The 12,337-nt window shown below is 36.3% G+C and carries 11 protein-coding genes; 1 reads left to right on the top strand and 10 read right to left on the bottom strand.

Going from position 1 to position 12,337, the window contains the following annotated elements; genetic code table 11:
* Window positions 1–154: 154 nt before the first annotated feature.
* The 5 genes from lepB to MJG50_RS16080 all read right to left on the bottom strand — a co-directional run bounded on the left by lepB (window position 155) and on the right by MJG50_RS16080 (window position 4,709).
* A complete protein-coding gene (lepB, locus tag MJG50_RS16100; RefSeq protein ID WP_240256772.1) occupies window positions 155–709 on the bottom strand; it encodes a signal peptidase I in 555 nt (184 codons plus the stop codon).
* 52 nt (window positions 710–761) lie between these two features.
* Window positions 762–1,376, bottom strand: coding sequence for a TVP38/TMEM64 family protein (locus tag MJG50_RS16095; protein WP_240256771.1), 615 nt, complete (start codon window positions 1,374–1,376; stop codon window positions 762–764).
* 226 nt (window positions 1,377–1,602) lie between these two features.
* Complete coding sequence (locus MJG50_RS16090) at window positions 1,603–3,585, bottom strand: S9 family peptidase (protein ID WP_240256776.1); 1,983 nt, start codon at window positions 3,583–3,585, stop codon at window positions 1,603–1,605.
* A gap of 141 nt (window positions 3,586–3,726) precedes the next feature.
* Complete coding sequence (locus tag MJG50_RS16085) at window positions 3,727–4,317, bottom strand: competence protein ComK (protein WP_240256770.1); 591 nt, start codon at window positions 4,315–4,317, stop codon at window positions 3,727–3,729.
* A gap of 185 nt (window positions 4,318–4,502) precedes the next feature.
* Window positions 4,503–4,709 (bottom strand): hypothetical protein, encoded by a 207-nt coding sequence (locus MJG50_RS16080; RefSeq protein ID WP_240256769.1) that lies wholly within the window; start codon window positions 4,707–4,709, stop codon window positions 4,503–4,505.
* Window positions 4,710–4,864: 155 nt separating this feature from the next.
* On the opposite strand from MJG50_RS16080, the gene MJG50_RS16075 reads away from it, so the two are divergent.
* Window positions 4,865–5,101 (top strand): IDEAL domain-containing protein, encoded by a 237-nt coding sequence (locus MJG50_RS16075; RefSeq protein WP_240256768.1) that lies wholly within the window; start codon window positions 4,865–4,867, stop codon window positions 5,099–5,101.
* Window positions 5,102–5,192: 91 nt separating this feature from the next.
* Here MJG50_RS16075 and aceA read toward each other — a convergent pair whose 3' ends face one another.
* The 5 genes from aceA to MJG50_RS16050 form a co-directional block, all read right to left on the bottom strand.
* Window positions 5,193–6,473, bottom strand: a complete 1,281-nt coding sequence (gene aceA / locus MJG50_RS16070; RefSeq protein ID WP_240256767.1) for an isocitrate lyase — start codon at window positions 6,471–6,473, stop codon at window positions 5,193–5,195.
* 24 nt (window positions 6,474–6,497) lie between these two features.
* Window positions 6,498–8,087 (bottom strand): malate synthase A, encoded by a 1,590-nt coding sequence (gene aceB, locus MJG50_RS16065; RefSeq protein ID WP_240256766.1) that lies wholly within the window; start codon window positions 8,085–8,087, stop codon window positions 6,498–6,500.
* 158 nt (window positions 8,088–8,245) lie between these two features.
* The gene (gene deoR, locus MJG50_RS16060) at window positions 8,246–9,187 is read right to left on the bottom strand and encodes a DNA-binding transcriptional repressor DeoR (RefSeq protein WP_240256765.1); all 942 of its coding nucleotides are present in this window, start codon (window positions 9,185–9,187) and stop codon (window positions 8,246–8,248) included.
* Between the two features lie 126 nt (window positions 9,188–9,313).
* Window positions 9,314–11,329 (bottom strand): transketolase, encoded by a 2,016-nt coding sequence (tkt, locus tag MJG50_RS16055; protein ID WP_240256764.1) that lies wholly within the window; start codon window positions 11,327–11,329, stop codon window positions 9,314–9,316.
* A complete protein-coding gene (locus tag MJG50_RS16050) occupies window positions 11,326–12,231 on the bottom strand; it encodes a 6-phosphofructokinase (protein ID WP_240256763.1) in 906 nt (301 codons plus the stop codon). The genes tkt and MJG50_RS16050 overlap by 4 nt, the downstream gene beginning before the upstream one ends.
* Between the last annotated feature and the right edge of the window lie 106 nt (window positions 12,232–12,337).

Here is a 12,337-nt window from a genome sequence, read left to right as displayed (position 1 = left end):
TTCGGCGTTAACCACTTTAATTCGGCGTTACCCACTTTAATTCAGCGTTAGCCACAGGAATTCGACGTTAGCCGCATTAAATAACCGCAGGCAACGTCAACAAAAAAAGAACTCGGATTTAAATGAGTTCTTAGCTGATGATTATCTTATAGTATCAAAATGTAACGTCCATCTCGTTTAATGGCCAGTATCTGAGGTTTACTTTTCCAACGATTTCATCCATTTTCACAAAGCCAAAATGACGGCTATCTAAACTACCCAATCGATTATCCCCCATAACAAAAATGTGACCAGCTGGGACAACCGATGCTCCTGTCTTTTCTTTCAATGTAAAATCACCTGTTAATTTCCCACTAATTAAGGCTTCTTTATACTTCTTAAGATAGGGCTCAGTTACCTCTTTTCCATTTATATATAGGATATCATTTCGATATTCTACTTGATCCCCTGGTAAGCCAATCACTCGCTTTACATAATCATCTTCCTTCGATGCATGGAAAACAACAACATCAAATCGATGTAGTTCGCTAATCTTATGCTCTATTTTATTTACCATAAGCAGATTACCGTCCTCGAATGTAGGCATCATTGATTCTCCATCAACAACATAATTTGAAAATAAAAATGTACGAAAGAAAATGGCGATAATAATTGCTAACCCAATTGTCTTCAATAGCGAAATCCGTTGTCTCTTTGGACTTTCCTCCATTCCACATCCCCCCTATTTATAATTATGTACTTCTGTTAACAACCGTCACTGCTTATCGATCTTTTGCAAGGTTTGGCTTTACCTTTAACCATGCCTCTACTCGTTTTCCAATGAACCAAAGAATAACCAATACTCCTAAAACAATAATTGTTTTGACAGGTTTATGAAAAAGAGCCTTTATATCATAGCCTATGAAGCTTATAGTGAATATCATAACTAATTTTCCACATATGACAGCTAAAATAAATTGTGGTGTACTTACCTTTGATAAACCGGCAACCACATTGATTACTGCAGACGGTGTGAATGGAAAACATAATAAGAGAAATATTGGTCCAAAGCCATGCCGTTCAACCCAACTCATTAATCCTTTTACTTTTTTGTGTTTGCTAACGAATGAAAAGAAACGCCTTTGTCCATATTTTCGTACGAGAAAAAACACAAGAAGAGAGCCTGCAATTGCTCCAAACCATGAATATAAAAAACCAAGCCAAAGTCCAAAAGCAGCTGCATTCGCTACCACAAATACAACTAGTGGCAACACTGGAATAAATGCCTCGAGCATTGGCAGTATAATTCCTGGCAACGGGCCGAATGAACTATAATCCCTCAATAATGCTTCTATATTTTCTTGTGAAAACCATTCCTTCATCATTTCAAAATCCATGTACAATCTCCTCATCAACTAAAAAGAGCTAAAATCTTAATCCTATTGTACACCAATTGATTGTCCCTTCCAAAAAATTTCTGTACATTTTTATGGAGTTGAAACTTCGCACTTTATGGTGCCTCCTTTTTCCCTTGATTCCATTAGAGATTGTAGTAATAAATAATAGCCAACACGAAAGGCACTAGCATAATTATGCGTCTAGTGCCTTTGTTAAGAAGAAGACTTAATTTAAATGTTGAACAAACCAATCTTTAATATGATTTAAACGTGAAAGTCTTAATTTCGGATTTCCACTTCTAGATAATTCATGGTTTGCACCAGGAAAGCGGACAAATTTTGCTTTTTTCTTTTGATGCTTAAGTGCGATGTAAAATTGTTCGGCCTGTTCGATTGGGCAACGGAAATCTTTTTCTCCGTGCAACAATAATAATGGAGTTTCTACATTGCTCACATATTTAAGTGGTGAGTGATTCCATAATTTCTCTGCATCATTGAGGAGATTACCCTTGATCTCCCATTCTGTAAAATAATAGCCAATGTCACTTACGCCATAGAAGCTCAGCCAGTTTGAAATTGAACGTTGGGTAACTGCTGCTTTAAAGCGATTAGTATGACCGACAATCCAATTTGTCATAAAGCCCCCATAACTACCACCTGTGACTCCAAGCCTTGACTCATCCACATAATCAAAATTAGTAACCGCATAATCTGTGGCTGCCATGACATCTAGATAATCCTTGCCACCATAGTCACCCCTTACCGCATCAACAAAAACTTGACCATAGCCATGACTCCCACGTGGGTTCGTAAATACTACTACAAATCCTTTCCCCGTTAAAACTTGAAACTCATGGAAATATGTATTTGCATACATTGCATGTGGCCCACCATGGACTTCAATGATCGTTGGATATTTTTTACCAACTTCAAAGCCATATGGTTTCATCACCCAACCGTGGATATCCCAACCATCTGAAGCTTTAAAGGTAAATGGCTCTGCCTCAGATAGATGAACATCCTCTAGTAATTTTTCATTTACATTTGTAAGTTGACGAAGTTCTCCTGTACTTAAATCAAGATAATAAAGATCACCTGGGTGTGTAGGTTTGCTAATCCCAATAACAGCTTTGTGATTTTTACCGTCCACAGATAATGCATACACATGTTGATTTTCCATTAATGACGGATACATCTCCCCGTCGATAGAACCATAATACACTCCAGTACTGCCACGATCACTTATGAGAAAATAGAAACTTCTACTATCTGAATTCCATATTAATCCTGGATCCACACTACCTGAAATAAAATCACCTACAACAGCATCACCTAGTTGTACATCCCAATCATCTGTTAAACATAATAGTTCATTTGATTGCAAATGATACAGCCAAATTTTTGATAAGGTTGCCCCCATGAATTCCTTCTTGTGACCTATTAGTGCAATATATTTCCCATCTGGTGACCATGTCGGATTCGCAAAAATACCGTCACTAGTAGTAATTTTTTGAAAGGTTTTAGATACTAATGAGAAAATAAAAACATCAGAGATCAAATTATAGTCCGAGTCCTCACTAAAATCACCTATAATTGTTATACATTTTCCATCTGGTGACCAAGTTCCTGCGGTATAATCATGGTTTCCACTCGTGAGCTGTTCAACGTCTCCCGTCTTGACATTAACAAGACCTAGTTGCTGATGCTTATTATCTAAAAATCCTGCTGCATCCGATTTATAGCGAATACCTTCCACTACCATCGGTTCAAGTTTTTTGTCTTCCTTTTTCTTTTCTTCTTTATCTGTAATTTCTTCATCCGGTCCTAATGAAGTTGTAAATAATATTTGATTTCCTTCCGGTGACCAGATTGGATTTCTCGCACCATTTTTACAATGAGTTAATTGTCTTGGTTCTCCGCCATATATACTCATAAGAAAAATTTGAGGTTTTTCAGAGCGGTTCGAAACAAATGCTATTGTTTCACCATCTGGCGACCAACGTGGCGAAGAATCCTTCACATTTCCAAATGTCCATTGGTTTATTTCTCCATCCAAATGACCAACATATAAATGAGTACTATACTCATGCTTTTCCTTTTGAATATCGGTTTCCACAAATACGAATTTCTCACCATTTGGTGATAATTGTGGATCATTTACGGATTTTAGTTCATATAAATCTTCTGCAATGATTGCTCTTCTCTTCATATCGATCAACTTTTCCCTTCCTTTTAAAAATTGAAACACTCCTTCTATATATTTCGTTACTAGAAATAATTTTCCTGCATATTTTCACGATAATTAAAGAAAAGGCAATATAGGAAAAAGGTCCATTTGAATAGCATCTTACTATTTATTTTTTTCTGCTTTAATTTTTGAATGATCGAATTCAACTAAGCTATGGAAAAGGATTTCTTCTTTTTGTTTTGGTGGTGTCATAATAAAATTCATTTTTTTATCCTTCAGATCCATTCTATTACTCATTACCGTACGTAACTGGGCTGTACGGTACAGTTGACTTTCAAAGGATCCCAACGAAACATTTATCTGAATTGACTTTTTTGTAGTGAAAATAACGTTTGTTTTTTCATGCCCAGCATAGTTCTTATCAAGAATATAAATATGCGAGAGCCATGCACAGCGAGGGATTCTAGGTGAGGCTGTCGGGAAGAAATAGATCTTGTTGGAGGCTTCAATAATTATTGGTGCTTTATGGGTTATGCCCATCATTTCTTTTGTTCCTTCACGTCTTCCTTTTAAACTGCTGCCATAGTAACGGCAACTGCGGTCAACAATCTCAATTGGTTTCATTGCAACTATAAATTCATCTTCAACTTCTATTATTCTCGAAAAAAGGTCATTTCCAATCATGACAGGTAGTATCGCCATCGTGTATCTATTGATTTCGTACTCCTTCAAATAGCTTACATTCGTCTGCATTATTTATTCCATCCCCTTCTAAAATTTAAATTTTCAAATTATTGTATACATTCAAATAGTACCACCAATAGACAAATATATCCATTATTTTCACAGAATGTTCACAAAAAAAAGGTGATTTCCCTCTTTTTCTAGAGAAAAACCACGAAAAAAGTCACATTTACAGAATTCAGGAGAGAACATCTTTATAAATTTTCATTCATTTGAGAAAGTTCCTTTTCAGCAAGATACTCATTTGCTTCTTCCAGCGTAACATGCTTATCTACCGAATTCCCTGCATAAGCAGATTCAGTCAAAAATGGATTATTTGTATCCAAATGATTTGCCATCCCAAAGACGGGATTTAATGGTGTATTCAAGGGAATATCACCATTTGATTGCTGATCTTTCATTTTTTTCCACCTCCATTTTTATCATGTATTTTTCCCTTAAAAAAATACCCTAAACTTATGTTCCATTAAAATATTTTTACAAAAATCAAAAAAATCCAGTTGTTATTATTTCACTTCATAAATATACTAATAAAAAGGTCTAGGGGTGAACTTTCATGAAAAATAGAAAGACGTACGCTGAGATCATGAGATTAAGAAATAATCAAAGGAAAAAGTCTGTAAAACTTACAATGTTAGACATATATATTCAAATGGTCATAGATGAGAGCCTATTTATACGGAAAAAGGAATTGTTAGAAGTGAAGGTTAATTCAGCTATTGATTCAGGAAACAAACAATTATTTATGGAGGTTTCATCAGAATATAAAAAACATATGAGGTATTCATGTTAACAAAAAAACTGGCTAATGATAAAAGAAGTTAGCCAGTTTTTTAATGAATCAAGTATGCGTTTTGGAAGTGTAATACTTCTATTGATTAAGATTAAATGCTTGTAAATTGTGCTTCTTCCGTAGATCCCTTCAATGCCGTTGTTGAAGATGTGCCGCCAGAGATAACCTGTGCAACCTCGTCGAAGTAACCAGTTCCAACCTCACGTTGGTGTCTTGTTGCAGTATAACCATATTGTTCATTTGCAAATTCAGCCTGCTGCAATTCAGAGTATGCAGCCATCCCTCTATCCTTGTACCCACGAGCCAGCTCAAACATGCTGTGATTTAATGCATGGAACCCAGCTAGTGTAACAAATTGAAACTTGTAACCCATTTTACCAATTTCAGCTTGGAATTTCGCAATAGTATCCTCATTAAGTTTTTTCTTCCAATTGAATGATGGCGAACAATTATACGCCAATAGTTTCCCAGGGAATTTTTCATGAATCGCATCTGCAAAACGCTTCGCCTGTTCTAAATTCGGTTCCGATGTCTCACACCAAACTAAATCTGCATATGGAGCATACGCAAGTCCGCGAGCGATTGCCTGATCAATCCCAGCATTTGTGCGATAAAACCCTTCCAGTGTTCTTTCTCCAATAATAAATTCTTTGTCAACTGGATCAATATCACTGGTAATTAAATCAGCTGCATCTGCATCTGTTCGTGCTACCAGAATAGTTGGAACTCCCATAACATCCGCAGCTAATCTTGCAGAAATTAAATTTCTAACTGCGGTTTGAGTTGGCAAAAGAACTTTCCCGCCTAAATGCCCACATTTTTTTTCGGATGATAACTGATCTTCAAAATGAACACCAGCAGCCCCAGCTTCAATCATTCCCTTCATTAATTCAAACACATTCAACTGCCCACCGAAGCCAGCTTCAGCATCCGCTACAATTGGAGCAAACCAGTCTACATCCCCTTCTCCTTCTAAAAACTGAATTTGATCTGCACGCTGTAGTGCTTGATTAATTCGCTTCACAACACTTGGTACACTATTTGCGGGATATAAGCTTTGGTCAGGATACATATGCCCTGAAAGGTTAGCATCTGCGGCTACCTGCCAACCACTTAAGTAAATTGCCTTCAATCCTGCCTTAACCTGCTGCACTGCTTGATTACCTGTTAATGCTCCAAGTGCATGTACATAATCTTCAGTATGAAGAAGCTCCCAAAGTTTCTCCGCACCTCTTTGTGCTAATGTATGTTCAATATCAAGCGATCCACGAAGTCTAATTACTTCTTCAGCAGTGTATGGTCTTTCTATACCTTTCCAACGTGAATCTAGCTCCCAGCTTTCCTCTAACTTTTGAATTCTTTCATTTTTCATTTTAATAGCCTCCCATTTTTTATGTTATAAAATTTCATATCCCGGTATCGTAAGAAATTCAGCAAATTCATCACTTGAAACAAGCTCATCGAATAATCGTGTTGCTTCATGAAACCGCCCTGCTTCAAACTCTTCAGTGCCGATATCTATTTTTATCTTTTGCAGTTCTTCATCCTTTAATTGATTCACAAGCTCTAATGTTACTTTTCTACCATCTATTAATATTCCTTCTGGATGTTTAATCCATTGCCATAGCTGTGCCCTAGAAATTTCAGCCGTAGCGGCATCCTCCATCAAATTATGAATTGGTGCTGCACCTCGGCCACGAAGCCATGATTCAATATATTGAATACCTACATTAATATTTGTGCGGACACCTTCTTCAGTAATACTTCCTACAGGAACTGCTAATAAATCTCTGGAAGTAACCTGAACATCTTCCCGCTTACGCTCGATCTGGTTGGCATTTTTCATTTCTTTGTCAAATACTTCTTGAGCTACCGGTACAAGTGCAGGATGTGCAACCCATGTTCCATCATGTCCATTTTTAGCTTCGCGTTCTTTGTCTGCACGAACTTTATTGAATGCTTCTTCGTTCGCAGTGGGATTGTTTTTCACTGGAATTTGTGCAGCCATCCCGCCCATCGCATGGACATTACGTCGATGACATGTTTTAATGACATATTGTGAATAAGCGCTCATAAATGGTGATGTCATTGTCACTTGTGATCGATCTGGTAAAATGACATTCCCCTTATTTCTAAATCTTTTTATATAGCTAAAAATATAATCCCACCGCCCACAATTAAGTCCCGCAGAATGCTCCTTCAATTCGTATAAAATTTCATCAGCTTCAAAGGTTGCAAGAATTGTCTCAATTAGTACAGTTGCTTTAATTGTTCCTTGTGGAATTTCAAATTCATTTTGTGAAAATACAAAAACATCATTCCAAAGTCTTGCCTCTAAGTGACTCTCCATTTTTGGCAAGTAAAAATATGGTCCTGAGCCATTATTAAGTAAATTTTTTACATTATGATAAAAATAAAGTCCAAAATCTAGTAAACTTCCTGAAATTCTTTTTCCATCAAGTAGAATATGTTTTTCCTCTAAATGCCACCCTCTTGGTCGAACAATCAAGGTTGCCGTAGATTCATTTAATTCGTATGTTTTTCCATTTGCATTTACAAAAGAAATCGTACGACTAATCGCATCGCGTAAATTAATTTGTCCCTCGATAATATTTTCCCAAGTTGGAGATGTTGCATCTTCGAAATCTGCCATATAGGCTTTAGCCCCAGAGTTCAATGCATTAATAACCATCTTTCTGTCTACAGGTCCTGTAATTTCAACTCGCCGATCCTGTAAATCTTGAGGAATCTGTGCCACTGTCCAATCACCGTTTCTAATATGCTCTGTTTCAGATAAAAAATCTGGCATTTTTCCATTATCAATCTCCTGTTGTCTTTGTGCTCTTTTTTCAAGTAATTGTCTTCTTCTTTCGCCAAAATTTCGTTCAAGCTTTTCAATAAAAGTCAGTGCCTCAGGTGTCAATATCTCCTCATATTGTTCAATCATTCTTCCCTTGATTTGAATCCCTGATGTTTGTGTTGTCATCGTATTAACCATCACCTTCCTAAAATTGTTATAATACAGTATATTAAATTTTAAATTATTATATAACAGATTAGTTAAAAATGGAACAATTTTCTTGAAATTTTTTAAAAGAAATAAAAAAAGGGATACTGTACTAAAACAGCTCCCTGCAAAATCTATTAATCCTTTTCTAATAATGCGCTTCCGGTAAATTGGTCTGTAATGAGAATGTTTGCGTAGCTTCCACTTAACGCACCGTATATTGCTTCTACCTTGTTCGGACCACCAGCAACAAGTATTGATTTCTCTTTTTTTCTCAAGTCTGCTAATTCAATACCTATTGTTCTGTTGTTAAGCTCCTCATGACAAATTTGACCAATACTATCAAAGAATCTTGAACAAATTTCACCAACAGCTTTAGTTTGAAGAATTTCAATATCTTCCTTTGATAAATATTCTGCTTGTAATAGAACAGACTCTACTACAGGTGTGCCAATGCTGAATATTGCAATATTGGAATTGTATCCTTTTTCAAGAACTTTACGAATATGACGGTCTGCCTCAACCGCTTGTTTTACAACAACATGATCAACTATAGCTGGTAAAGGCAGTACGAGAGTATGGGTGTGAAAAGCTTCTCCAAATAAATGGATGATTTCTGTTGCATATGTTTTGGTTTCAGAATGACTTACACCACCATTTAATTGTACAATTGTTACATCTTTAATTGGTTTGGGTTTTAAGCTTTTTGCTACTTCATAAATAGTCGTACCCCAAGATGTCGCAATAACATCTTTCTCTTTAACGGTTTCAGCAAGATATTCCGCAGCCGTTTCACCTAAGTATTTTTTGATGACAGTGCTTTCAAAAACCGGTGTGGAGACGACTACAACATCGTGCAATTGATATTTTTCCTTAAGCTGGATAGCGAGTATTTCACCATTTTCAGTTGGGTCATTAATTTTTATTTCGACAATTCCTTTTTCCTTTGCTTGCTTTAAAAATCGCGAAACTGTTGGTCTTGATATTCCAAGCTTCTGAGCTATATCCTGTTGGCTATAATCCAATTGATAATATAAACGTGCTGCTTCTACGATTTTTTCAATTTTTTCTTTTTCCATTTTTTCAACACCTAACAGTAAGGATTACACAAATGTTCACAACAATTATAGAGTAAGTTGCAAGAATGAACAATATTTTGGTAAAAGAAGGCTTTTAGTCACTTAGACTAAAAGCCTTCTAACACCTTATTTATTCAAAAGTATTTTCATTTTATTAACTACATTTTCAGTTGTAAAACCATATTCACTCATTATTTTTTCACCCGGAGCAGATGCTCCAAATTGATCAATTGCAAGGACATCACCTTTGTCTCCAGTGTATTTATGCCAACCTAATGATGAACCCATTTCGATAGCTAGTCTTGCTCTTACAGTACTTGGAATGATCGCTTCCTTGTATTCACTTGATTGCTTCTCAAAACGATCCCAGCTTGGCATGCTTACTACTGAAACATATATATTTTCCTTTTCTAATTCTTTTTGAGCTTCTAGGGCTAATGATACCTCTGAGCCTGATGCAAGAAGGATACCTTCAAAACTTCCTTTAGCCTCAGACACCACATATGCACCTTTTTTAACACCTTCGAAGATAACTTCTCGATCATTCGCTAAATAAGGTAAATCTTGACGAGTAAGAATTAAAAGTGTTGGTTCTTCCTTACTTTCGATTGCCAATTTCCATGCTGCTGCTGTTTCATTTGCATCTGCAGGACGAATAACAGAAATTCCTGGCATTGTTCTTAATGATGCTAATTGTTCTACAGGCTCATGAGTTGGGCCATCTTCCCCTACTGCGATACTATCATGGGTAAATACATATGTTACTGGAAGTTTCATTAATGCAGCTAAACGGATTGCAGGGCGAACATAATCAGAAAACACAAAGAATGTCGCACCGAATACTTTTACACCTCCGTGTAGAGCAATACCGTTCATTGCAGCACCCATTGCAAATTCACGAACACCAAACCAAATGTTTTTCCCTGAAAAATCAATAGCGGAGAAATCTCCTTGTTCTTTCATATATGTTTTATTAGATGATGCTAAATCAGCTGATCCACCAAATACGTTCGGAAGCTTTTTAGCCAGTGAATTTAACACTTCTCCTGAAGCTGACCGAGTAGCAACCTTTTTATCTCCAGAATAAACAGGTATCTCTGCATCCCATCCTTCAGGTAATACTCCATTCATTGCCATTTCAAGCTGAATTGCTAGACTAGGATATGCCTTTTTGTATTCTGCAAATTGGTGAAGCCATTCTTGTTCTTTTCTTTCTCCTTCAGCCTTCAGCTTTGCATAGTGTGAAGTTACTTCCTCAGGAATATAAAATTCCTCTTCAAAGTTCCAACCGTATGCTTCCTTCGTTAACTGCACTTCACTTTTTCCTAGCGGTGAACCATGTGAAGCAGATTTCCCACTTTTATTTGGGGAACCAAAACCAATTGTTGTTCTTACTTCAATTAATGTAGGTTGATCTGTATTTTGTTTTGCCTTTTCCAATGCAGTAGATAATTCTTCAATATCATTCCCATTCTCTACTCTTATTACTTGCCATCCATAAGCTTTAAAACGATCTTCTACACTTTCTGAGAATGATAAATGTAAGTCGCCATCTAAAGAAATATCATTTGAATCATATAACATTACTAATCTACCTAATTTTAGATGACCAGCTAATGATGCTGCTTCCGCGGAAACACCCTCCATTAGATCTCCATCACCACAAATCCCATAGGTAAAGTGATCTACCACATTGTATTGGTCACGATTATACACAGATGCTAAATGGCGTTCAGCCATCGCCATACCTACAGCCATTGCAACCCCTTGACCTAACGGACCAGTTGTTGCTTCCACACCTGGTGTATGCCCAAATTCCGGATGCCCCGGAGTTTTACTTCCCCATTGGCGGAAATTCTTCAAATCTTCTAAACTCACATCGTATCCAAATAAATGTAAAAGACTATATAAGAGCATTGAACCATGTCCTGCGGAAAGGACAAATCGATCACGATTAAACCAATTTGGATTAGCAGGATTGTGATTCATAAATTTACTCCAAAGCGTATATGCCATTGGAGCTGCTCCCATTGGCATTCCTGGGTGTCCTGAATTTGCTTTTTCAATTGCATCGATGGATAGTGTGCGAATCGTATTAATCGCTAATTGTTCGATCTTTACTTTTGTTTCTGTTTTACTCATATTACATTCTCCTTTATCTCTATTAATTGTGGACTTTCATCATAAATCACTTTATTATCTTTAACTACAATGCAGGATGAAGGTCCTCCATTTTCAATCCAGCTAATGACTCTCCTTGATAATTTCGAAGCCAACACTCGATCTGTAGCAGTGGGATAAGGTCCAACACACTGTGATTCATCAATATAATTCCATTTGAAATCAATATCTAATTTTCCAGATAATATTTGATGAATTTCATTTGGATCGATTCCTTTATTTATAACCAAGATTGTATAGGTGTTACCTGCATGGAATCCAGCTTGAAGCTTATTTGTTAGATCGCACCAAAATTGTTCATTCGGTTCATGGATTAGTAACCCATCTACACCTATTGCTGAATTCTCTAATAAAGGGTTATATGTATTCCCTGGAATTTGCGCGCAAAAAACTCGTAACTTTCCGTATTTCAATGAATCAATTGTGTCTTTTATTTTCAAGATATTATTTACGATGACATTTAACGCTGTATCATATCCCAAAGTTAACTGTGATCCCACGAAATCATTCAAAATAGAAATAGGAACTGACAAAACTTTACCTGTTGTAAGTTGCTCCACATATTCGATTTGTGCTCGGTTTCCCCCAAAAACAACGACAGCATCAAATTGATTTATAACTTCTTGTTGTCTCAAATTTTCTACATATTGAAGTGGAAATATTGATAGAATTATTTCTCTTTTATATTCCCAGCCATCAAATGTATCTTTTGCAAGTTCCTTTATCTCTACTTTATTCAACTGAGGATTCCAGTTAATTCCGCTCAAAGAAATATCTTTAAGTGAAGAGTACTCAATTAAATCCCGAATAATCTTATGACTCCCTGCTGTAAAAGATCCAAAGTGAACAACTCCAACATGCATTTCTTCCCCACCTTACAAGAATGAAATTTTGTTAAATTAGAATTTTACATTTGTAACAATATAGACATTGTATACTAGATAAAGATAAAAAAAAAGAGAAAATTAA

It is taken from the genome of Fredinandcohnia quinoae (assembly GCF_022427965.1).
Classification (GTDB): Bacteria; Bacillota; Bacilli; order Bacillales; family Bacillaceae_L; genus Ferdinandcohnia; species Ferdinandcohnia quinoae.
The sequence above is the reverse complement of the archived record's forward strand: the minus strand, read 5'-3'. Positions and strand labels throughout refer to the sequence as shown.

Bases quoted from the DNA above. Each gene is read 5' to 3' on its own strand.
- lepB (WP_240256772.1), bottom strand. From the start codon at position 709: ATGGAGGAAAGTCCAAAGAGACAACGGATTTCGCTATTGAAGACAATT.
- MJG50_RS16095 (WP_240256771.1), bottom strand. From the start codon at position 1,376: ATGGATTTTGAAATGATGAAGGAATGGTTTTCACAAGAAAATATAGAA.
- MJG50_RS16090 (WP_240256776.1), bottom strand. From the start codon at position 3,585: ATGAAGAGAAGAGCAATCATTGCAGAAGATTTATATGAACTAAAATCC.
- MJG50_RS16085 (WP_240256770.1), bottom strand. From the start codon at position 4,317: ATGCAGACGAATGTAAGCTATTTGAAGGAGTACGAAATCAATAGATAC.
- MJG50_RS16080 (WP_240256769.1), bottom strand. From the start codon at position 4,709: ATGAAAGATCAGCAATCAAATGGTGATATTCCCTTGAATACACCATTA.
- MJG50_RS16075 (WP_240256768.1), top strand. From the start codon at position 4,865: ATGAAAAATAGAAAGACGTACGCTGAGATCATGAGATTAAGAAATAAT.
- aceA (WP_240256767.1), bottom strand. From the start codon at position 6,473: ATGAAAAATGAAAGAATTCAAAAGTTAGAGGAAAGCTGGGAGCTAGAT.
- aceB (WP_240256766.1), bottom strand. From the start codon at position 8,087: ATGACAACACAAACATCAGGGATTCAAATCAAGGGAAGAATGATTGAA.
- deoR (WP_240256765.1), bottom strand. From the start codon at position 9,187: ATGGAAAAAGAAAAAATTGAAAAAATCGTAGAAGCAGCACGTTTATAT.
- tkt (WP_240256764.1), bottom strand. From the start codon at position 11,329: ATGAGTAAAACAGAAACAAAAGTAAAGATCGAACAATTAGCGATTAAT.
- MJG50_RS16050 (WP_240256763.1), bottom strand. From the start codon at position 12,231: ATGCATGTTGGAGTTGTTCACTTTGGATCTTTTACAGCAGGGAGTCAT.